A 21439-nucleotide genomic window follows, 5' to 3' on the forward strand; every position below is an offset into this window, starting at 1 on the left:
CCGACACCGAAAAGGTCTGCCGCAGAACGTAACCCGGCGCCGACGGAAGACCCGGCAAGTACACGCCGCCGTCCCCCGACTGCCTGACAGCAAAGATCGTTCACGATCCGTGGTAGCAAAAAGGCGACTTCGCAGGAAATCCCGGGCGCACTGCGACAGACGGATCAATATCGCACCGCAAAGGCGAATCCGGCCCGCCCGAATCGCACGACAGTCCCCCGGCGACGATTCCGACACCAGCAGTTCGTACACACAAACAAAGGAGGACGTTATGGGCGATCAGCCCACTGCCCAGGGCGCACTGTCCGGGCCGCGCACCAGGCGCCTCTCGGTGCGGCGCCGGCGGCTCACCACCGTCCCGCTCGCCCTGGCCACCACCACGGCCGCGTTCCTCCCGCAGTCCGCCCCGGCCGCGGTCGCCGCCGACTCACCGGTCGCGACCGACGGGGCCAACGGGGCCGCCGAACCCCGGGCCGACCTGCTGCTCCGGCTCGCCTGCGTCGGAAAGGGCACAGCCGAGAACACCCAGCCGATCTGCGACACCCCCACCGCGACCAACGTGTCCTTGAACGACGGCACCATCGAGAAGTTCCTGGTGAAGAACTGCGGCCCCAGCCTGAACGCCGGCACGGTCACCCTCGACAGCGCCGTCCTGCCCGGTGTCTCCGTCTCCGGCTCCCTCACCCCTGGGTCCGACATCACGAACTGCAGCACCACGCACCCCAGCAGCCTGCCGGGCAGCAGGTTCCTCCTCAAATTCAAGCTCCGAGGCTCCCACGGCACCGGGCCGGGGCGCGGCACGTGCCGCGCCCCGGTCTCTGCTGGGAGCGGCCCCGGGTCAGCTCGGAGAGCCGGACCAGATGACGTCCTTGCGCAGCCGCCCGAGACCGTAGTCGAACTGGACGGAGAACCGGTCGGCCGCGCTGCCCGGCAGGGCGTACGCCGTCAGACCGGTGGCCTCCTCGCCCGGGGCCAGCGAGCCCTTGAGGATCTTCATCCGTCCGCTTCCGTCGATCAGCGTGAAGACGAGGTTGCCCTTGGCGTCCCTGATGGTGGGCAGCCCCGACCCGTTGAGCGAGACCTCCTCCGACCCGGTGTTGACGACGGTGATCCTCACCTGGATGATCTTGGCGTTCTTGGGGGTGTCCGACACGCTGTCACTCGGAACGTACGGCGTCGGCGCGGCCATCGTGACCTTCAGGCCGTCCCCGTACGTGTAGGACTGGCCGAACGACAGGCGCCGGGTCCTCTCGTCCGCGGCCGCCTTCTCCTGCTCGGCCTCGGCCCTCTTCCGCTCGGCCTCGATCCGCTCCCGCTCCTTCGCCGCCCGCTCGTTGGCGGCCTGAGTCGCGGCATCGGCGCGAGCGCGCGCGGCGTTCTCCTCCGCCCGCCGTTCCTCGTCGGCCGCCTGCACCCGCGTCACGACGAACACCCCGGCGCCGACCGAGACCAGCAGACCGGAAATGCCCAGGATCACGCCCGCGAGCGCCATCGCCCGGTTGGTCGCCAGGCCCTTGCGGACGTAGCCCAGGCCGATGGCACCGAAGACCACGGCGAGCAGGGCCGGCAGCCAGGACAGCCAGAAGAAGATGACGGCCAGGCTGAGGACGCCACCGACGATCCCGAGCACCATGGCCGCGGTGCCCAGCCCGTTGCGAGGCTGCGGCGCCGGCATCGGATACGCGTACGGCGGCCAGTACGGGACGTTCGGAGCCGCGACTGGGGGCGCGGCGGGGGGCGCAGCAGGGGCGGGGGTGGCGGTCGGGGCAGGCACCGTGGCCTCGCCCTGACCCCGGGCCTCGCCCTCACCCTGACCCGGGCTCGGTGCCGCCCATGCGTTGGTGTCGGCCGGCTCCTCGGCGGACTGCGGGCTGTCAGGCAGGGCAGGAACGGTCATGCAAAATCCTTCAAGCGCTTGAGACGATGAGCGGCTGTTCAGCCTCGACGCCAAAGGATCACCTGATCCCCCGACGACAGCGACCGGATTTCCGCGAAGCGATCACCACCCCAGGCCGGACCCGCACGTCGACACCCCGGGACGGGACACCGACAGGGTCGGCGGGTGATCAACATACAGGTGCCCGGTGACAGCTCCGACGTCACGGTCCAAGCTCAAACCAGGAACGGCCGAGCCACCTGAAAGGGAAACACCCGCCACGGCCATCAGGACCGCACTCCTCACCGGGACCAGCCGTCCGGCCGGACTCGGCTTCGCCGTCGCCCGCGAGCTCGCCGAACAGGGCTACCACGTCATCCTCACCGCCCGCGACCACTCCACGGCGGAGTCGCCGGCCGCCCGACCGCGCCGGGACGGGCACCCACCCCGAGCGACAACGTGCACCCAATCCCCAGTCTCAGTCGCTTCAGTCCCTGCCGCCGCCCTGACCTGCGTGAATACGCAGCGACCAAAGGGCCCGGACAGCCCGTGGAAGCCGACAGTCGCTCGACCCGCCCCGGACGACTCCAGCCGTGAGCGCCCGAACAGCCGGTGCCTGAGCTGAGACAGTCAGAGCCCGAGTGGAGTCGGTTCAGGGGGCCGTCGCGGGAACGAGGTGGTCGAGTCCCTGCGCGCTGCCCGTCGCGGCCTCGATCGAGCGCGGCAGCATGATGCTCTCGTAGGCGCGGACGGCGTCGTCGACGCTGGGTTCGGTGGCGAGGGCGTGGGCGAGGTCGGAACCGTCGAGCATGGCGAGATTGGCACCCAGTCCGACCGGGGGCATCAGGTGCGCGGCGTCGCCGAGCAGCGTGACGCCGGGGACGTGCTGCCAGGTGTGCGAGGCGGGCAGGACGAACAGGGGCCGGCTGACGAACCCGCTGTCGCTGTCGCGCAGGACGTGGCGCAGGCTCTCGTCCCAGCCGTCGAACGCCTTCAGCAGGTGCGTCCGCACGGCCCGCTGGTCGCCGAGGTCGATACCGGCGGCCGTGTGCCAGTCCTCCGGCACGCGCAGCGCGATGTAGGCGCGGATGTGGCCGTTGCTGTTGCGCTGGGCGACCAGGGACCTGCCGACGCCCTTCGCCAGCATCGATCCGCTGCCGACCAGCCGCGCGAGGTCGGGGTGACGGGTGTCGCAGTGGTCGAATCCGGTCTCGACGAAGGTGACACCGGTGTAGCCGGGTACGGCGGGCGACAGGGCCGGGCGGACGCGCGACCAGGCGCCGTCGGCACCGACCACCAGGTCGAAGTCCTCGGCGGTTCCGTCACCGAAGCGCAGCCGGCAGGTGCCGTCCGCCAGCGGGGTGACCCCGCTGACGGCGCGGTCCCATCGCACCGTGCCCTCGGCGATCGAGTCCAGGAGCAGGCCGCGCAGTTGGCCCCGGTCGATCTCCGGCCGGCCGCCGTCGGCGGAAGGCCCCTGCTGCGCCAGGAGCGCGGCGGTGGCGAAGTCGAGCACGCGCCACGCGTCTCCTTCGGGGCGGGCGAGGGCGTGGAACCGGTCGAGGAGCCCCGCCGCGCGCAGGGCGGCCTGGCCGGTGTCGGCGTGCAGGTCGAGGGTGCCGCCCTGCGGGCGGGCGCCGGCGGATGCCTCGCGTTCGAAGACGGTGACGGAGCGACCGTGCTGCTGCAGGACCCGGGCGCAGGTGAGGCCGCCGAGGCCGGCGCCGACGATCGCGATGCGGGGACGGCGGGGATCACGGGGATTGCGGGCAGAGTTCATGGGAGTGCCCCTCGGGAGGTGGGTGGGCCGTTGGGAGGCCCGACACCACCAAGAAAGCACACTCGCTAAATAAGCGCAACGACTAAACTTTTGCAGCGGATGCACTATGTCGGTATGGTGGGCACGTGACCGAACCGACCGGGCGCCGCGAGCGCAAGAAGGCCCAGACCCGCCAGTCCCTGGCCGACGCCGCACTCGACCTCTTCCTCGAACACGGCTACGACCAGGTCGGCGTCAAGGACGTCGCCGAGGCCGCCGACGTCTCGGTGACCACCCTGTTCAAGCACTTCTCCGGCAAGGAAGCCCTGGTCTTCGACCAGGAGGACGACATCGAAGCAGCACTCGTCGCCGCCGTACGCGAACGCACCCCCGGCACGTCGATCCCGCAGGCGCTGCGCGAGCACCTCCTGCTGACGCAGACCCAGTTCGCCGTCCACACCGCGGACCCGCGGTTCGCCGACTTCACGCGCATGGTGCAGGAGACCCCCGCACTGCGCGACTACGCCCACCGCATGTGGACGCGCCACGAAACCGCCCTGGCACGAGCCATCGCCGAGGCCGTCAACGCCCCCGCGGACGACGTCAGCTGCGCCGCCCTCGCCCGTTTCGCCCTTGAGAGCCGCAGCCTCATCCTGCGGCACGCCGAACCGCGCCGAGCCGCCGACGAGGCCTTCGCCCTGCTCGAACACGGCTGGGCAGCCTCCCACCCGGGCACCTGACCCGGCCGCGCGGCCTCTCGCCCTATGCCGCGACGCCGAGTTCCTTGCCGGTCCGCCGGAGGAACTCGACGACCCGCGGCTCGCGGCGCCAAGGGGTGAGCGCGGTGTTGAACTCGCGGACGTAGTCCTTGGCCCGGCTGGACTGGACACGGGCGAGGATGTCGACGGCCTGGTGGCCGAGCGCGAGGCCCTGGTCCAGCTCCTTGCTCTGGAGGTGGGCGGTTCCGACGATGGCCAGCCGCATCCCGACCGAGCGGGTGAACACCCCGGGCGGCATGGCGGCGGCCTGCGCGTTCCACGCGAGGGCGGCCTCGGGGTGCTTCAGGTCGCGGAAGATCTCGGCGGCGTCGGCCGAGAGCCGCGCGTGGTGGTAGAAGTCGATCCACGCCGGCTCCTCGGCGCCGTCGCGGGCCTGGTCGAGCAGGCTCTCGGAGGCGGCGAGCGCGGCGGAGGCGGCCCGGGCGTCGTCGTCCCGGGCGTGGGCCCGGGCCTCGATGAGCTTGGTGAACGCGAGCACCCTGGGGGCTGCCCGGCCCTTGGCCCGCTCGAAGGCGCCCTGGGTCATGTCGATGGCCTCGCCGGCGAATCCCCTCAGCAGGGTCTGCATGGCCATCGTGGTCAGGACATAGCAGCCGAGCTGGACGTCGCCGCCGGCCCGGGCCAGGCGGAGGGCCTGGATGAAGTGCCGTTGAGCGACGTCGTGTTGGCCGACGTCGAAGGCGGTCCAGCCCGCCAGGCGGGACAACTCGGCTGTCACGGAGAACAGTTGGCGGCCGACCTCGTCGCCGAAGGAGCCGTTCAGGAGCAGGACCGCGCGTTCCCGGAGGCAGGCGGTGACGGAGTCGGCCTTCCAGTTCCCGCCGCCGTATCTGGAGTCCCAGCGCCGGGCCTCGTCTGCGGCGTCCCGCAGTTCGGCGAGGTCTGCGGCGCCGACCCGGCCGCGGCCGCGGTGGGCGGCGGTGTCGTCGGCGGGGGTGACCAGCCAGCGGGTGACCGGGGTGGTGAACGCGGAGACGGCGAAGCCCGCACCGGTGAGGAAGTCTCGGCGGTTCACGCTGCTCCAGAACGAAGTGGCCGTGCGCACGGCCTCGGCGGGGTCCCTCGGGAAATCCCACCCCATCGCGGCGTCCGGTGTCCCGGCATCGGCCATACCGATCTCGCCGAGTTCCACGGGCCGGCCGAGCCGCTCGCCGATCGCCCGGGCCAGCAGCTTCGGCACGGGCCAGTCCGGCACCATGCCGCGCGCCGTCCAGTTCGCAACGGACGTGTGCGTGTAGGTCGTGGTCAGCCCGGCTTCGTGGGCGAGCTGGTTCACGCGGTGGGCCAGCGACTTGTGGCTGGCGCCCTCGCACTTGTCGATCATCCGGGCCAGTGCGTCGTTCGGCGGCTTGGTCCGGCGGGTGGTCGGCGCCACGGCGTCCCCCTCAGTCGGTCCCCGCGCGGGCACGGGGAAGTCGTACACGGCCGGCCACGAGAAGTCGCGTGTCCGGCACCCGAGGACGAATCACCGAGGGTAGGGCATCCGTCGCTCATGGTGAATCGGATGCACGATGTGTGAGCCCCCTTGCGAGCCCTCCCCGCACGGGCTGCCAGGCGGTTGCCTGGTGCTCCGGGCCTCCGCCGGGACCTGCGGAAACCTCCTCCCGTCGGGGCCACCACCGATTCACGCTCAGGGGTGACAACCGGATGCGCGGAATCGCAGGACCGGCTGGCGCGGACACCGCCCGCCCCTTCGGAAGGACACGTTCGTGAAACTCACCGTGATCGGCTGCGGCTACCTCGGCGCGACCCACGCCGCCGCGATGGCCGAGCTCGGCCACCAGGTCCTCGGCATGGACACCGACGCCGACAAGGTCGACGCGCTGAACAAGGGCCAGGCCCCGTTCGTCGAGCGCGGCCTGGACGACCTGCTCGCCGAGCACACCGCCACCGGACGGCTCCGTTTCACCGCCTCCTACGCGGAGGCCGCCGACTTCGCCGACGTCCACTTCCTGGGCGTCGGCACCCCGCAGCGGGACGGCAGCGGCGCCTACGACCTCACCCACCTCCACACCGCCGTCCGGCGCCTGGCCCCCGGGCTCGGCGACGGCGCGGTCATCATCGGCAAATCGACCGTCCCGGTCGGCACGGTCGCAGAGCTGCGGCAGACCCTGGACGAGCACCTCCGCGCCGGGGTGAGCGTCGGCCTGGCCTGGTCGCCGGAGTTCCTGCGCGAGTCGTTCGCCCTCCTGGACACCCTGGAGCCGAACCGGATCGTGCTCGGCGTCGAGGACGGTGACACCGGCAGCGAGGCCGCCTTCCGGCAGGTCTACGCCGACATCCTGGCCGCCGGCTCCCCGCTGATCGTCACCGGCATCGCGACGGCCGAGCTGATCAAGGGCGCCGCGAACGCCTTCCTCGCCACCAAGATCTCCTTCATCAACGCGATGGCCGAGCTCTGCGAGCTGGCCGGCGCCGACGTCCGGCAGATCGTCCTCGCCCTGGGCTACGACCACCGGATCGGCGCCGAGGGCATGCGGCCCGGCCTCGGGTTCGGCGGCGGCTGCCTGCCCAAGGACCTGGCAGGGTTCACCAACCGCGCCGAAGAGCTCGGCGCCGACACCGGCCTGCTCCGCCAGGTCGCGGCGATCAACCGGCGCCGGCGCGAGCACACCGTCGAACTCGCCCGCGAAGTCCTCGGCAACGCCGTGACCGGCCAGCGGATCGCGGTCTGGGGCGCCGCGTTCAAGGCCCACACCGACGACATCCGCGACTCCCCGGCCCTGGCCGTCGCCGACGCCCTCCAGCGGGCCGGCGCCGAGGTCACCGTCCACGACCCCGCCGCCATGGACAACGCCCGCAGGGCCTACCCCCGGCTCGACTACGCCGACGACCCCACCCAGGCCGTCACCGGCGCCGAACTGCTGCTGCACCTGACCGACTGGCCCCAGTACTCCGACGCCGACCCGGCCGACCTCGCCCGGCACATCGCCGTCCCCCGGGTCATCGACGCCCGCGGCACCCTCGACGCCGCTCGCTGGCGCGCGGCCGGCTGGACCTTCCGCGCCCTCGGCCGCCCCTGACCAGCGCGGGCGACCCGCACGGAGCCCCGGCAGCCGCGTCGATCCCGTCAGGCTCCACGTCCGCCTCCACCCCTGTGGTTGCCCCCGGGGCCGGTGTCGTCCGTGCCGCCCGGGTCGGCTCTTCTCCGTGCCCTGACGATCCGGGGCCAGCAGAGTGCCCGTGGACACGGGCGCCTATGATCGGCCGGGGGCGGATCCGCCCGTTCGCGCACCACCCGCCGGATGCCACCGTCGGGGCCGGCCCACGGGAACGGATCACGGGAACGGGCCACGGGGGCGGACCAAGGGGTGGGGCACGGAGGGCTTTCGGGTCCGGCCGCCGCCCTGCGGACGGGGCTCCCCCGCGGAGGGCCGCGGTACCGGCCTCGCCGTCCGACCCACGACACGCACCCCGGCCGGCCCACCGCACCGCCGACCCGAATGGAGACCGATGTCCGAGATAACCGCCGAGGAGCCGCGTCAGAGCACGGCCGACCCGACGGTCCTGATTCTGGCCGCGATGGCGGCGGTGATGGCCGCACTCTCGGTCCGCATCCTGATGCTGGACAACGAGTCGACGGACTTCTACTACTTCCTCGGGCCCTGGTACCAGTACATCGCGAACAACGGCGGGTTCCACGCTCTCAGCGGCACCGGCTTCTCGGACTACAACGTCCCCTACCTGTACCTGATGGCCGCGCTCACCTACCTTCCGGTGGCCGCGCTGACGGGTATCAAGTGCGTCTCGATCCTGTTCGACCTGGCACTGGCGTACTACACGTTCCGCATCGTCTCCCTGCGGTCCCCGCAGCAGCCCTGGCGGGCCCTCGGCGCGGCGGTGATCGTCCTCTTCCTCCCCACGGTCGTGACCAACAGCGGCTGGTGGGGCCAGGCCGACGCGATCTTCACGACCTTCCTGGTCGGCGGCGTCTACCACATCCTGCGCGACCGGCCGTGGTGGGCCTGCTCGTTCTTCGGGATCGCGCTGGCGTTCAAGCTCCAGGCGGTCTTCCTGTTCCCGCTCCTGCTCGTCCTGGTGCTGGCGCGACGGATCCCGTGGCGAAGCCTGCTGGCCCTTCCCGCGGTGTACGTGGCGCTCGACATCCCCGCCGTCCTGCTCGGCTCCGACCCCTGGCAGCTGCTGACGGTGTACGCCCGGCAGCCGGACACGTACAAGGACCTCACGCTCAACGCGCCGTCGGTCTACCAGTTCGTCTCGGTGCCGTTCGAGGAGCAGGACGCCGTACGGCACGCAGGTGTGCTGGTCGCGGGCGCGCTGGTGCTGGTGCTGATCGGGCTGGCGGTCTGGGCCATCCACCGCGCCGGCGGGGCGGCGGCGCTGAAGGCCGGGGACGGGCGGGAGGCACCGGCGGTACGGGAGGGGCGGCCCGAGCTCACGGACACGGGGATCCTGCTGCTGGCCGCCGTCTTCGCGATCGCGGTGCCGTTCCTGCTGCCGTCCATGCACGAGCGCTACTTCTACGTCGCGGACGTGATCAGCGTGATCATCGCCTTCCAGCTGCCCCGGCGGCTCTGGTACGTGCCGGTCCTGGTCCAGCTGTCGTCCTTCGGCAGTTACCTCAAGTTCATCGCCCCCAGCGTGTCGCCGTACCTGTCGATGCCGGCCCACGGCGCGCTGATGCTGCTGGCGCTGATAGCCGTGCTCCGGGCCACCATCGGGGAGTTCCGGCGCTCGTGGACTCCGGGCGACCTCGAACCGGCCGCAGGGGCGGCGGCGCTGACCGCGTAGGCTCGCCGGATCGCCCGGTCACGCGGATTCGGGCAGCGACCTTCCTCCCTCCCACGGCATGATGGCCACCTCTCGCGTCAACCACGCTTGACACGAGAGGTGGCCATCATGCCGTGGCGGCACGGGAGTTGACCACGGGCGCTCTACCCTTGGGGCTATGAAGCAGCAGTACGTCACCATGGTCCTCGCAGGCCTCCTGATCGGAATCCTCGCGTTCGGCGCCGGCTGGTACACGGCCCGCGCCCGGGAGACCGCTCCGGCCCCGACCTACATCACGGTCACGCCGGAGCCGGTCACCGCGGGCACGATCTCCCCTCCCGCCTCGGAAAGTGTTCGGTAACCGATCAACATCGTGGCGTGATGCGCTGGCGGCGATCTTCGCGGCGGGGTGTCCGCGAAGATCACCGCCATGTGTGTCCCTTCGTGCAGGCCTTCCTATGACTCGTCGCGGGCGGACGCCCAGTGGGCGGTGATCGAAGCGCCGCTGCCGGTGCGCGATCCGCGGCGGGGCCGCCGACTGCCGTGATGCGGAAGGAACCGGCCAGCACTGGCCGCGCCTGGCGCCCACGCGGCGACGGCTCCCGCGATCTTCGACTCGCCGCACCAGGACGACGAGGCGATCGGGCTCGCCGGTTCGATCCTGGAGCACAAGGCCTCCGGGCGACCGGTCTATCTCGTGTTGGTGACCCGGGGCGAGATCGGCGGGCTCGCCCAGTACATGAATCAGGGCACATGCCAGAGCCTGGGCAACAACTGCTCCGCCCCCGGGCACTACCACGCACTCGGCTGGGCCGAGACCTGGCCGACCCCTGAGGTCGTCGTCGGCCGTACGGCCGAGTTCAAGCTCTCCGCCAAGGCCCTGGGCGTCGCCAAGGTCATCAACTTCGACCTCTCCGACGAGGCGAACGGCGACTTCGACGGCTTCGTGCAGAAGGTCATCGCCAAGGTCCGCTCGCTCGCCAAGCAGTACCCGGGCGCCTCGCACAAGTTCGCCGCGGGCCGACTCGACGGGAACCCCACGCACAAGGCATGCAGCGACGCCGCCTCCTCCTACGTCCTCGACATCCCGGACGCCCACATGGCGAAGAAGCGTGCCTCGATCCTCGCCTCCAACACATGGGACCCCAAGCGGAACCTCTACGCCCTCGGCTACCGCAGCGTGCCCGTCTGGATGGAACAGTCGCACTCCGACCCGCGGGAGTTCGTCCGCACGCTCCCCTCGGACTACAAGCCGGGGCCGGTGGCGTAGCCGAGTAGCCGGTCGGGGCCACGAGCTCAGCCGGCGCGCGGTAGGGCTACTGACGAACGGCCCAGAAACGGTCGGCCATGTTGTCGAAGCCGACCGACGCGGACAGGGACTCCGGCGGCTCCTTCCAGAGCATCTGCCACTGGCCGTCGCCCGGGTCGTTGTCCACGATCACCTCCAGGCCGCGGGCGGTGTTGACCCAGCTGCTGGTCTGGTCGCGGAACCCGTAGTCGGCGAAGTACACCGGCCTGTCCTCGTGGAAGAGGTTGAACTGCAGCCTCCTACCGCCCCAGTTCTTGTCGGCGTAGAAGCAGTAGTAGGAGGGTTCGCTGGTCGGGGCCGGGCACTTCTTCCAGTCCGCGCCCCTGGCGGACCGACGGTGGTGGTCCCCGCTCCACGGCGGAGCCTGCGCCTCGCCCGGCAGCGGCAGGACCACCACCGCCCCGTCCGGGTACGTGATCTCGTTGGCGGCGGTCTGCTTACCGTCCTTGCTCGCGGCGAGTTGGGCGTCCACCGCCTGCTGCAGCAGGTCGCGGTCACCGCGGGCCAGGTTTCTGATGGCGGGCCGCGCGTCCTCACCCGTACTGGGCGCGGCTGCGGCCCGCGCCCCGAGGGGCGCAGCCAGGAGCACGAAGGCCACGACCCCACGAACGAGGAGACTGCGGACTTGAGAGTGCGTCATATTCCAACGGTAGCGATACGCATACGATATGTGATGCTCGCGTCTCGATCAGGGGGCGTGAAACGGCACGCACGCGCTGATCGATCGAAACCTGCGCCCGGGAGAGCACTTGCCGCTCACCGCGCCCGTCCGGGATCGTCCGGGATCGGGTCACGGAGCGGCCGGTGGTCGGCGGGCCGTCCGGCTGTGGACGTTCGACCCCACCTCCCGTCGGCTGGTCCACGTCCGGATGCGGAACTTCCGTGTGGCATAGCCAATTTGGGTGAAGGTTTGCCCACCGGTCGGCGGGAGGGCGACGGGGCGCCGTAGCCTCGGTGGCGACCCGTCGCCGCCGAGGTGCGCGATCCGTTCGGAGCCACGGGAATTCGTCGACTCGGAAAGGCCATCGACAGAAATGACACTCTCATCGGGCTCATCGGGCGGGAACGACGCGACGGCCGGCGGGCCCTCCCGCCGGAAGCTCCTCAAGATCGGCATCGGCGTCGCCGTGGGGGCTGGGGCCATCGGTTCGGGTGCCCCAGCGGCGGTCGCCGGCGGTCCGAACGACCCTCCGAGCCCGACGGTCGCGACCAAGGTGAAGAACCTCAGCGGACCGGTCGAGACCGGGCCGTTCGCCTCGCCGTGGACCGACCTCGGCATCCCGGTGCTGTGTCCGGACGGCACCATGCTCTTCGTCTGCGGCGACACCTTCGACGGCGCCCAGGTGGGCGCCGCCGACTGGCGCGCCCCGGTCGGTCTGCGCTCCAGCAGCGCCGACCCGAACAACCTGCGCATCGACGGCAGCGTCGGCGGCAGCCACGCCAACAGCCTGGTCGACGAGCCGCACAACCCGGTCGGCGACAAGGCCACGACGGCGATCCCGTCCGACGTGTTCGTCGTCGACGGCGTGATGTACATGCACCTCATGCGCGGCGTCATCTACGACACCCACCACACCGACTTCTGGCGCTCCACCGACAACGGTGAGACCTGGCAGTACCTGTGCCAGTGGCCGGGCGACCTGTACGGCGGCCAGTTCCAGCAGAAGACGTACGCCGTGGCCGACGACGGCTACTGCTACGTCCTGTCCACGGTCTTCAACCGCGACGTGGAATCGGGAATGCTGCTGCACCGGGTACGGAAGGAGAGCCTCGGCAATCCGGACGCCTACGAGCCGTGGGGCTACGCCGACGGCGGCTGGCGGTGGAACGCGCCCGCCCCGACGACCGTCTTCGGCACCCGCAAGTGGGGCGAGATGTGCTTCCGCGCGATGGACGGCAAGTACGTCCTCACGTGGCTGAACATGGACCAGCTGTCGATCAGGGCGATGGTCTTCGCCCTTCCGACCTCGGACCTGACCACGACGCTGGAGCAAGCCATGATCCTCCCCTGCGCCCCGGGCCAGGAGGTCGCCAACCTCGTCGCCAGCCCGTACGGCGGTTTCGTCATCCCCGGCTCGACGTTCGGCAACTTCCACATCGTCGTCAGCCAGTGGTACGACCCGACGAACTACCGGATCATGCAGTACCGGATCAACATGCTGTCCTGAGCCCGCTCCGGCTTCGGGCCGATGCCGCTGGCCCCGCGTCGGCCCGGCGTCGGCCCGGCGTCGGCCCGGAAATCATGTCGACCGCGCTCGCCTCGTCCGGTACGGTCGCGGGGTTGTTTTCGCTGCCGGGAGCCCGTGCGGTTCGCATGCGGTCTCCCCGGCGGTTCCCCGGCTGAGAGCAGGTATTCGTCATGGCGTGTCGTATCGGTGAGCTGGTGCTCGGTTGCCGCGACCCCGAGGTGCTGGCGCGGTTCTGGTGCGAGGTCCTGGACTTCGTCGTACTCGGTCGCGAGGACGACGGCTCGATGGAGATCGGGCCGCGCGAAGGGTTCGGCGGTGCGCAACCGACGATCTTCCTCAGCCGTCGGGACGAGCCCGAGAAGGGCAAGTCCCGCCTGCACATCGACGTGAATCCCACCGACCGCGATCAGGACGCCGAGCTCGAACGCCTTCTGGCGCTCGGCGCGCGCCCGGCCGACATCGGCCAGACCGGGCAGGAGCAGTGGCATGTCCTGACCGACCCCGAAGGCAATGAGTTCTGCCTGCTCAAGGCACGCATCGACCCGCTCTGATGCCCATTCTGACGTGGCAAAAGGACTGTGCAGAGACGTTCAACCGAGAAGGTCAGGGACGAACCCGTGAAACGTACGCCGGTGAAGGTGAAGCCGCGAACGGGCAGCGCTCGGAACCTGCTGGTGATCCCCGCCGCGGCGCTACTCGCTTCTGGCTGCACGTCGGCACCGGAGACGAACTCCGCCGGGCAAGGTGAGGACCGCCGCCTGACCGCCGCCGCGACGACCCCGGCGCAGGTGCGGACGGACGTCGAGCCGTTGAAGCGTCGCTTCCCGCAGCTGGGCGAGCTGTCCGCGACGAAGTGGGTCGGCCGGGTGCTGGCGAAGAACTCGGTGCCGGAGATTCCCGGTCCGACCGACGTGAGCCTGGACGGGGTGGCGCAGGTCGATCCGGCGATGCTGACGGCGATCACGGGCAGCGGGACGTGGCGGGAGGGCTCCATCGGGTGCGGTGTCCCGCAGGAGATCGCACCCGAGGTCGGGGACACGACGGTGTGGCTCCACAGTGAGGCCTTCGACAAGTCGGTCACACAGACCCAGTACACGGGGAGCTTCTACTTCGACAAGCAGACCAACCGCGTGTATTTCTGCACGGTGAACCCGAAGGAACGAACCAGCTGATTCCGCCGCCCGGTGGTTCGCTGCTCGCAGGCCATCGGATGCGAGGGCTTCGAGGGGCGGGTGCCCCGGCGGCAGACGATCCACGCGCGTCCGGTGACGAGCGCGGGAGGGAACGGCCGATCCTCCGGAGCCGTCGGGCGGCGGAGCCGACACCCGTCCCCCGTGTCCTGCGACAGCACTCCAACGCCCCGCTCGCCACCCCGAACGGACACGGTGAGTGTGGCCGAGCCACCCGAGCCGTGGGCCGGCTGTCAGGCGCAGCGGGCTTGCAGGTCCGCGGCGGAGTAGCGCTTGCTGATCCTGCGCCCGGAGTCGTCGCGCAGGAAGAAGTACCACTGCTGATCCCTGTGGTGCCAGACCTTGTCCCGGACGGTGCCGCAGTGGGGGGTGCGGTTACGGTCATCGAGCACCACCTGCGCTCGTTGGCCGTCGTGGAAGGCGGGCGCGGGTATCTCCACACCGCCCGGACTCAGCACGGCTGCGCGCGCCCGGTCGGTGAGCTGGTCCGCCTCCAGAGCCGAGTGAAGAACCGACCGGGCACACGACCGATCGTGGACGGTACCGAACGGAACCAGCTCATGGAGCTCGAAACGGCGGCTCGGCTCGGCACTGAGTCTGGCGGACGCGTGCAGGAGCATCGGCACCTCGGCCCAGCCCCCGGGCGGAAGCTCCCGATACACCTCACCCGAGGCACCCATGGCGGCCAGTACGTCGGGCGGGACCAGAGGATGACGGACGTAGGCCTCGACAGCCGCCAGACGCAGGTGCGCGGCAGGGATTCGCCGGCACAAGGCCACCAGGTCGCCGGGTCTGGTGATCAGGTTGATGAACGTGTGGTCGACGAACCGCTGGGCATCGAGGTGCTGCTCGCCACGTGCGTGGATGATGTCGACGGCGTCGGCGAACGCTGCGGGGAAGAGGTCTTCGTACGCCCATAGCCGGTAGGCGTTCAGTCGGTCGGCGAGCAGCCGGTAGCGTTGCTGGGCCGACAACGACATCAATCCATGGACGTCGATGTCCACTCACCTGCTCCCATCGCGGTCCGTGCCGGCGCTCGCAGTGTAGGACACCCTTTCACCGCACGATCACTGTCGGCAGCCAACACCTGAGGGAAGGCGGCACGTTCATCGAACGCGCGGCGGTTCTTGAGGTGCCGGTTTCCGGGGTCGTTGTGTCGGCGCCGGTGGTGGGGCTTGGTGCCGGAGCCGGCGGGTGGGCTCCGGCACCAAGCCCCCTTCCCCAGGGGGAAGTTGGCCGCAAAGCGCGGCGTCAGACCTGGTAGCGGTCCGGGGCGAGGAGGTGCAGGTGTTCGGCGACCCAGTCGGAGGTGTGGCGCAGGCCCTCGTCCAGGCCGACCCGGGGCTGCCAGCCGGCCAGGTCGCGCGCCTTGCGGTTGTCGGAGAGCAGCCGTTCGACCTCGCTGCCGCCGGGGCGCAGCCGGGTCGGGTCGACGACGATGTCGGCGTCCCGGCCGGAGGCGACGATCAGGGCCTTGGCCAGGTCGCCGATGGACACCTCGCTGCCGGTGCCGAGGTTGACGGTCTCGCCGAGCGTGCGGTCGGCGCGGGCGATGGCCAGGAAGCCCTCCGCGGTGTCGGTGGCGTAGGTGAAGTCCCGGGTGGGGGTGGTCGAGCCGAGCCTGATCTCCCGTGCGCCGGAGTGGAGTTGGGCCAGGATGGTGGGGATGACGGCGCGGGCGGACTGGCGCGGGCCGTAGGTGTTGAACGGGCGGACGACGGCGACCGGCAGTTCGAAGGCGTGCCAGTAGGAGAGTGCCATCATGTCCGCGCCGATCTTCGAGGCGGAGTACGGGGACTGCGGCTGGAGCGGGTGGTGCTCGTCGATGGGTGCGGTGATCGCGGTCCCGTACACCTCGCTGGTGGACGTGTGCACCAGGCGGGCGCCGTGCCGCAGGCAGGCGGCGGCGACGTTCTGGGTGCCCACGACGTTGGTCTGCACGTAGGCCTCGGGGGCCTGGTAGCTGTAGGGGATGCCGATGAGCGCGGCGAGGTGGAAGACGGTGTCGCAGCCGGCGACGGCGTCCAGGACCCGGCCGGCGTCGCGGACGTCTCCGGCGAGCATCTCGACGGGGCTGTCGGGGTCGGCCAGGTAGTGGGCGAGGTATCCGCGCTCGGCGTACGGCTTGTAGTGGACCAGGGCCCGGACGCGGGCGCCGCGGGCGACCAGCAGGTCGACGAGGGTGCTGCCGATGAAGCCTTCGGCGCCGGTGACCAGGACGGTCCGGCCGGTCCAGTCCTGGTGGGCGGCGGGGGTGTTCGGGTGGGCGGGGCGGTTCATGGTGGTCCTCCGGTGGTTCGGGGCGGGTGGTCGGCGGTCAGCAGTCAGGTGGTCGGCGGTCAGCGGTCGTACGGGCCGGGGAGGGGGGCCGGGACAGCGGACGGCGCGGGCGCCGGGGTCCGGCCGATGACGCGCAGCACCTTGGCGGCCAGCAGGTCGGCGGCGCGCGCGTGGTCGCCCGGGTCGGCGGCCTGCGCCATCGCGGCGAGCCGGGCCGGGTCGGCGAGCAGCGGTTCCACCAGGGCGGCCAGCCGTTCGCCGGTGCACTCGCCGTCCGGCAGCAGCAGGCCGGCGCCGGCGTCGGAGAGGACGCGCGCGTTGTGGGTCTGGTGGTCGTGCGGCGCGTGCGGGTAGGGCACCAGCACGGCGGGCATCCGGAGGCTGGAGAGTTCGGCGACGGTGGCCGCGCCGGCCCGGCACACCATGAGGTCGGCGGCCGCGTAGGCGAGGTCCATCCGGTCCAGGTAGGCGACGGCGTGCGCCACCGGGTTGCCGTCCAGCGCGGCCCGGACCTGCGCCAGCACGGCCGGGCCGGTCTTGATCAGCAGCCGCCGGTCGGTGCGGTGGCGCCAGCGTCCGGCCAGCTCGACGGCGGCCGCGGTCAGGCGGGCGGCGCCGAGGCTGCCGCCGTTGAAGACCAGCAGCCGGACGCCCTCCGGGACGGCGAAGTGCCGACGGGCCTCGGCGCGCAGCGCCGCCCGGTCGAGCTGGGCGACGGCGCCGACCAGCGGCATCCCGACGGTCTGCGCCGAGCGGCCGGCGGGCAGGTGCTCGCGGGTGCGGTCGAAGGCGAGCGCGATGTGCGGGGTGAGCCGGGCGGCGAAGCGGTTGGCCCGCCCGGGCACCGCGTTCGACTCGTGCACCACGCTCGGCAGCCCGGCCATCCTGGCGCCGACGATCACCGGCGCGCTCGGGTAGCCGCCCATGCCGACCGCGACCTGCGCGCCCTGGGCCCGCAGGATCTCCCGGCAGTCCCGGCCGGAGCGCAGCAGCGCCGCGGGCAGCAGGTAGCGGCGCGCGCCGAGGGAGGCGTCGAAGGGGATCATGTCGACGGTGTGCAGCCGGTAGCCGGCCTGCGGGATGAGGGTGGTCTCCAGTCCGCGTTCGGTGCCGACGAAGGAGATCACGGCCCGCGGGTCGGCTCTGCGCAGCGCCTCGGCCAGCGCGAGGCCCGGGTAGATGTGTCCGCCGGTGCCGCCGGCGCCGATCACCACCGACAGGGGGCGGGCCGGATCGTGGTTGGCATGGTTGCCGTAGTTGCCGTGTTCTGTCCGCATGCCGTCGAGCTTGCTGAGGCCGCCTAAGAGACTTCTCAGAGTCGTTCTGCGGGGCGAGGGCGACGGACGCGCCCAGGCGCGACCGGCGGCACAGAGGTGGCAACGCCCGGCAGAGGGCCCCGTGGCCGCCGCGAGGACGAGCTAAGAGGCTTCTCAGATTCGTTCTGAGAGGGTTGTCCGCATGAGCAACGGGCAGAGAGTGCTGGTCGTCGACGACGATCCGGAGGTGCGGGCCGCCGTCGAGGACGGGCTGGCCGTCGAGGGCTACCAGGTGCGCGGCGCCGCCGACGGGCTGGCGGCGCTGAACGAGGTGTCCGGCTGGCAGCCCGACGCGATGGTCCTCGACCTGATGATGCCCGTCCTCGACGGGCTGGCCGTCTGCCGCCGGCTGCGGGCCCTGGGCGACCGGCTCCCGATCCTGGTGCTGACCGCGCGCGACTCGGTGAGCGACCGCGTCGACGGCCTCGACGCGGGAGCCGACGACTACCTGGTCAAGCCGTTCGCCCTGGACGAGCTGACCGCCCGGCTGCGCGCCCTGCTGCGGCGCAGCGCCCCGGCCGCCGAGGAGCCCGGCTACCGCTTCGCCGACCTGGAGGTCGACCCGGCCACCCGGACCGGGAGCAGGGCCGGACGGCCGGTGGAGTTCTCGCGCACCGAGTTCGCACTGCTGGAGGTGCTGCTGCGCCACCCCGGCCAGGTGCTCCCGCGCGAGGTGATCATGGAGCGGGTGTGGGGCGCCGACTTCGGCCCCGACTCCAACTCCCTCGCCGTCTACGTCGGCTACCTGCGCCGCAAGCTGGAGGCCGGCGGCGAACCCCGGCTGGTGCACACGGTGCACGGGGTCGGCTACCGGCTGGACCGGGCTTGAGGGCGCACGCGCGCTGGCGGCGCCGGCGCCCGCTGCGCACCCGGCTGGCCCTCGCCTGCACGGCAGCGGTCGCCGTGGTGGCGCTCGGGATCAGCGCGGCCGCGTTCAGCATCGTCCGCTACGAGCTCAACCACCAGCTCGACCAGCACCTCACCCAGCAGGCCACCCTGGTGCAGCAGCAGCACCGCGACCAGGGGCCGCAGGTCGTCTACGGCGAGTGCAACTTCCTGGCCGCCCCGGCCTGCGCCCAGATCGTCTCCGCCGACCCCGGCAAGGCGCCGAACGAGCCGTACCTGCTGCCCGTCACGCCGACCACCCGCCAGGTCGCCGACCGGCAGCGGGCCGGCTACTTCACCGACCTCACCATCGGCGGCCACCCGGCCCGGATGCTCACCACCCCGATGATCGCGGCGCCGCCCGGCGCCCGGCAGGCCGTCCAGGTCGCGCTGCGCGCCGACAGCGTCCAGGAGGGAGTGCGGCAGGCCGGCGCGCTGATGGCGGCCGTCGCGGCGGCGGGCCTGCTGCTGGCCGCCGTACTCGGGCGCACCGTGGCCCGCACCGCCCTCGCCCCGGTCGCCCGGCTGACCCGCACCGCCGAACGGATCGCCGACACCCGGGACGCGGGGCTGCGGATCGAGCTGCCGCCCGGGCGCCGCGAGGACGAACTGACCAGGCTGGCGGGCAGCTTCAACACCATGCTGGGCGAACTGGAGCAGTCCGTGGCCGCCCAGCGCAGGCTCGTCGCCGACGCCTCGCACGAGCTGCGCACCCCGCTGACGGCGCTGCGCACCAACGCCGAACTGCTGGCCCGCGCCGACCGGTTGACCGAGGGACAGCGGGAGCGGGCGGCGGCCGCGCTGCACCGCCAGCTGCGCGAGGTGACCGGGATGGTGAACGACCTCATCGAGCTGGCCCGCGACGAGGAGCCGCAGCCGCTGCTCGAACAGGTCGCGGTCGGCCGGCTCGTCGGGCACTGCGTCGACACCGCGCGCGGCCACTGGCCGGCGATCGCCTTCGCCCTCGACGACGACGCGGAGGGTGCCGCGGGCCACGGCGCCGCCGAGCGCACCGTCCCCGGCGTGCCGGCCCGGCTGGCCCGGCTGGTCTCCAACCTCCTCGACAACGCGGCCAAGTTCAGCCCGCCGGGCGCCACGGTCGAGGTCCGGCTCACCGCCGGGCTGGAACTGACCGTCCGCGACCACGGCCCCGGCATCGCGCCCGAGGACCTGCCGTACGTCTTCGACCGCTTCTACCGGGCCTCCGCCGCCCGCGCCCTGCCCGGCTCCGGGCTCGGGCTCGCCATGGCGCGGCAGATCGCCCACGCGCACGGCGCCACCCTCACCGCCGAGGCCGCCCCCGGCGGCGGGGCGCTGTTCCGCCTGCGGCTGCCGGGCTGAGCGGGCCGCGGCGGTTCGGCGGCACGGCGGCCCGGAGGAGGAGCGGCGGCGCGGCCCCGTCGGCGGCTGGTCCGCGCCGCCGACCGCCTGACCCGGGGCACCTCTTGGCCCCGGTTTCGAAAACTCGTTCTACTGTCATCTACGTGGCCCCACCTAGGTCCACTTTCATAGCCCATGCCCGAATATGGCAGCCATCTGAGACCCACCTCGTTCCATGGCCTTCCATGTCATCGGTCCCCTCAGCGTCCCCAGGACTGGAGATCCACCCCCGGCACGCCCCCCCCCGAGCCTGGCGGGCGATCTACCCATCTCGTCGACAGCAGCCCACCGTGACAGCCGCCCCACAACACCTGCCTGCCGAGAAAAGCGCCCCTTGCTGCCGGCCAGATCCGAAAGCTTGACCTTCCGCCCGCACGCCTGCACGACCTCGCGGGCACGCTGCCGCTCGGCGCGAGGGCGGACCTCAAGGTCGGCGTCCAGTGCGGCGAGCTTGCCGTTGGGTGTCCGTTCGCGTGCTGCCATCGCCGCCCCCGGGCCAGGTTTCAAGGGTTTCAAGGGTTTCAAGCCTCCGGAGTGTCCCTACCGTGTTCACGCCCAGCGCGCGCCTGTTGACTCGATGTCAGGCCGAGCGAGAGTCCCGAGAACGGCGGACCGCCTCGGCTTCACGATCGGCAGCACCGCCCACCCGCTCGTCCATTCCCGGGCGGCCGGTGCCGCTCTCCGGGCCAGCGCCGAAGAGTTCCTCACCGTGGTCGCGCACTCCCGTGTCTTCTTCCTGACCAGAGCTCCGGCCTCCGTGCCCGTCGCCCGCCGCAGGGTGAAGGCCCGCTCGTCAGCTGGGGCGTCCGGCTCGACGCGGACTCCCGGCTCGCGCTGGACACGGTCAGCACCGAGCTGGTGACCAACGCCGTGCAGCATTCCGACCGGCCGATGCTGACCGTCGCGTCTACGTGAGCGTCTCTCTGCGGCGGGCTCCGGTCGAGGTCTACGACGGCTCGACCGCGCTGCCCCGGCGCCGCCAGGCCGGCACGGACGCGGAGACGGGTGGTGGGCTGCTGCTGGTCCAGCGCCTGGCTCTGGCCCATGGGACCGAGCGAACCAAAAGGGGCAAGCGGGTCTGGGCGGAACTGGCCCTGCCCGAGCAGGCGGTGACCCGGCGCCAGCTCATGGCCGCCCCGCGCCGCACGGTGCGAGCCGCCCTGCGCATGCTGCCGCGCCCCGGGCGGTCCCCGATACAGCCGCCGTTCGCGCCCAGCAGCACCCGTCCCCGCACCACCGCCTGAACCGTCACCACTTCGAAGGGACGAGACCTGATGACCGATCTGACCAGCCCCGATGGAATCCTCGGCCGCCGCGGGCTGCGGACCGGCATCGAGTGGTCCACCCCGGGGGCCGCCCGCGCCCGGGCTGCCCAACTCGTCGCCGAGCACCATGCCCGCCGCCAGGAGATCGTCCGGGCGTGCGGTCGCGTTCGCGGCGGTGGGCGCGCACGGTTGACCTGTGGGCATCGTGGTGCTGCTGGAATATCGGCCTGACCTGCGATGCCACCACCGGCGCCTTCCGACTCGGCCGTACTGCGGCCGGGCCTACCGGGTATCCGGGGGGCGGTCGCCGTGCTGGCCGGTGGCATCGAGGGCATCGCGCAGGGCGGGCAGGTCCGTGAGGGCGGCCTGCTCGGCGAAACGTGCCAGCAGCCGGCGCAGGACCCGCTCGTCCCGGTCTCGCACCGCCTCGGCGATGGCCGCCACCAGCGCCGCCTGAGTATGGGAACCGGGGCTACGCCC

At 71.9% G+C, this 21439-nt stretch carries 20 protein-coding genes; 11 read left to right on the plus strand and 9 right to left on the minus strand.

The genetic code is table 11. From position 1 onward, the window contains the following. Positions 1–279 precede the first annotated feature (279 nt). The 3 genes from ACIO9K_RS07680 to ACIO9K_RS07690 all read right to left on the minus strand — a co-directional run bounded on the left by ACIO9K_RS07680 (position 280) and on the right by ACIO9K_RS07690 (position 3656). Positions 280–756: a hypothetical protein gene (locus ACIO9K_RS07680; protein ID WP_400327765.1), complete on the minus strand. Its 477-nt coding sequence runs from the start codon at positions 754–756 to the stop codon at positions 280–282. Between the two features lie 82 nt (positions 757–838). Next, positions 839–1897 carry a DUF4190 domain-containing protein gene (locus ACIO9K_RS07685; protein WP_400327767.1) on the minus strand — a complete coding sequence of 353 codons (1059 nt, stop codon included), beginning with the start codon at positions 1895–1897 and terminating at the stop codon, positions 839–841. Between the two features lie 631 nt (positions 1898–2528). Next, complete coding sequence (locus tag ACIO9K_RS07690) at positions 2529–3656, minus strand: FAD-dependent oxidoreductase (protein ID WP_400327769.1); 1128 nt, start codon at positions 3654–3656, stop codon at positions 2529–2531. Positions 3657–3781: 125 nt separating this feature from the next. Here ACIO9K_RS07690 and ACIO9K_RS07695 point away from each other — a divergent pair, with 125 nt between their 5' ends. Further along, positions 3782–4375 (plus strand): TetR/AcrR family transcriptional regulator, encoded by a 594-nt coding sequence (locus ACIO9K_RS07695; RefSeq protein WP_400327771.1) that lies wholly within the window; start codon positions 3782–3784, stop codon positions 4373–4375. A gap of 22 nt (positions 4376–4397) precedes the next feature. On the opposite strand, the gene ACIO9K_RS07700 is transcribed toward ACIO9K_RS07695, so the two are convergent. Beyond that, entirely contained in the window at positions 4398–5789 is a 1392-nt protein-coding gene (locus tag ACIO9K_RS07700) for a sporulation protein (RefSeq protein WP_400327773.1), read from the minus strand. A 334-nt stretch (positions 5790–6123) separates the two neighbouring features. On the opposite strand from ACIO9K_RS07700, the gene ACIO9K_RS07705 reads away from it, so the two are divergent. The 4 genes from ACIO9K_RS07705 (at position 6124) to ACIO9K_RS07720 (ending at position 10415) form a co-directional block, all read left to right on the plus strand. After that, complete coding sequence (locus tag ACIO9K_RS07705; RefSeq protein ID WP_400327775.1) at positions 6124–7437, plus strand: UDP-glucose dehydrogenase family protein; 1314 nt, start codon at positions 6124–6126, stop codon at positions 7435–7437. 430 nt (positions 7438–7867) lie between these two features. Continuing rightward, positions 7868–9166, plus strand: a complete 1299-nt coding sequence (locus tag ACIO9K_RS07710) for a glycosyltransferase 87 family protein (RefSeq protein WP_400327777.1) — start codon at positions 7868–7870, stop codon at positions 9164–9166. A 157-nt stretch (positions 9167–9323) separates the two neighbouring features. Then, the gene (locus ACIO9K_RS07715) at positions 9324–9506 is read left to right on the plus strand and encodes a hypothetical protein (RefSeq protein ID WP_363581077.1); all 183 of its coding nucleotides are present in this window, start codon (positions 9324–9326) and stop codon (positions 9504–9506) included. Positions 9507–9752: 246 nt separating this feature from the next. Then, the gene (locus ACIO9K_RS07720; protein ID WP_400328053.1) at positions 9753–10415 is read left to right on the plus strand and encodes a PIG-L deacetylase family protein; all 663 of its coding nucleotides are present in this window, start codon (positions 9753–9755) and stop codon (positions 10413–10415) included. Positions 10416–10461: 46 nt separating this feature from the next. On the opposite strand, the gene ACIO9K_RS07725 is transcribed toward ACIO9K_RS07720, so the two are convergent. Then, positions 10462–11094 carry a peptidase inhibitor family I36 protein gene (locus ACIO9K_RS07725; RefSeq protein ID WP_363622059.1) on the minus strand — a complete coding sequence of 211 codons (633 nt, stop codon included), beginning with the start codon at positions 11092–11094 and terminating at the stop codon, positions 10462–10464. A gap of 394 nt (positions 11095–11488) precedes the next feature. On the opposite strand from ACIO9K_RS07725, the gene ACIO9K_RS07730 reads away from it, so the two are divergent. The 3 genes from ACIO9K_RS07730 to ACIO9K_RS07740 all read left to right on the plus strand — a co-directional run bounded on the left by ACIO9K_RS07730 (position 11489) and on the right by ACIO9K_RS07740 (position 13815). Continuing rightward, a complete protein-coding gene (locus tag ACIO9K_RS07730; protein ID WP_400327780.1) occupies positions 11489–12622 on the plus strand; it encodes a DUF4185 domain-containing protein in 1134 nt (377 codons plus the stop codon). A gap of 191 nt (positions 12623–12813) precedes the next feature. Further along, entirely contained in the window at positions 12814–13194 is a 381-nt protein-coding gene (locus ACIO9K_RS07735) for a VOC family protein (protein WP_363581071.1), read from the plus strand. Positions 13195–13260: 66 nt separating this feature from the next. Beyond that, a complete protein-coding gene (locus tag ACIO9K_RS07740) occupies positions 13261–13815 on the plus strand; it encodes a hypothetical protein (protein WP_400327782.1) in 555 nt (184 codons plus the stop codon). Between the two features lie 251 nt (positions 13816–14066). Here the strand turns inward: ACIO9K_RS07740 and ACIO9K_RS07745 are convergent, their stop codons facing one another. The 3 genes from ACIO9K_RS07745 to ACIO9K_RS07755 form a co-directional block, all read right to left on the minus strand. Then, the gene (locus tag ACIO9K_RS07745; RefSeq protein ID WP_363622062.1) at positions 14067–14837 is read right to left on the minus strand and encodes a hypothetical protein; all 771 of its coding nucleotides are present in this window, start codon (positions 14835–14837) and stop codon (positions 14067–14069) included. A gap of 247 nt (positions 14838–15084) precedes the next feature. Next, the gene (locus ACIO9K_RS07750) at positions 15085–16113 is read right to left on the minus strand and encodes an SDR family NAD(P)-dependent oxidoreductase (RefSeq protein ID WP_363622064.1); all 1029 of its coding nucleotides are present in this window, start codon (positions 16111–16113) and stop codon (positions 15085–15087) included. Between the two features lie 59 nt (positions 16114–16172). Then, positions 16173–17390, minus strand: a complete 1218-nt coding sequence (locus ACIO9K_RS07755; RefSeq protein WP_400327785.1) for a UDP-N-acetylglucosamine--N-acetylmuramyl-(pentapeptide) pyrophosphoryl-undecaprenol N-acetylglucosamine transferase — start codon at positions 17388–17390, stop codon at positions 16173–16175. A 181-nt stretch (positions 17391–17571) separates the two neighbouring features. Here ACIO9K_RS07755 and ACIO9K_RS07760 point away from each other — a divergent pair, with 181 nt between their 5' ends. The 3 genes from ACIO9K_RS07760 (at position 17572) to ACIO9K_RS07770 (ending at position 20938) form a co-directional block, all read left to right on the plus strand. Then, complete coding sequence (locus ACIO9K_RS07760; RefSeq protein WP_063352055.1) at positions 17572–18258, plus strand: response regulator transcription factor; 687 nt, start codon at positions 17572–17574, stop codon at positions 18256–18258. Continuing rightward, positions 18255–19655 carry a HAMP domain-containing sensor histidine kinase gene (locus ACIO9K_RS07765; protein ID WP_363622068.1) on the plus strand — a complete coding sequence of 467 codons (1401 nt, stop codon included), beginning with the start codon at positions 18255–18257 and terminating at the stop codon, positions 19653–19655. Before ACIO9K_RS07760 ends, ACIO9K_RS07765 begins: the two co-directional genes overlap by 4 nt. Positions 19656–20605: 950 nt before the next feature. Continuing rightward, on the plus strand, positions 20606–20938 hold the full coding sequence (locus ACIO9K_RS07770) for an ATP-binding protein (RefSeq protein WP_400327787.1): 333 nt from the start codon (positions 20606–20608) through the stop codon (positions 20936–20938). A gap of 303 nt (positions 20939–21241) precedes the next feature. Here the strand turns inward: ACIO9K_RS07770 and ACIO9K_RS07775 are convergent, their stop codons facing one another. Next, the gene (locus ACIO9K_RS07775) at positions 21242–21403 is read right to left on the minus strand and encodes a hypothetical protein (protein WP_400327789.1); all 162 of its coding nucleotides are present in this window, start codon (positions 21401–21403) and stop codon (positions 21242–21244) included. Between the last annotated feature and the right edge of the window lie 36 nt (positions 21404–21439).

This window comes from Kitasatospora sp. NPDC087271 (assembly GCF_044744605.1).
Classification (GTDB): Bacteria; Actinomycetota; Actinomycetes; order Streptomycetales; family Streptomycetaceae; genus Kitasatospora.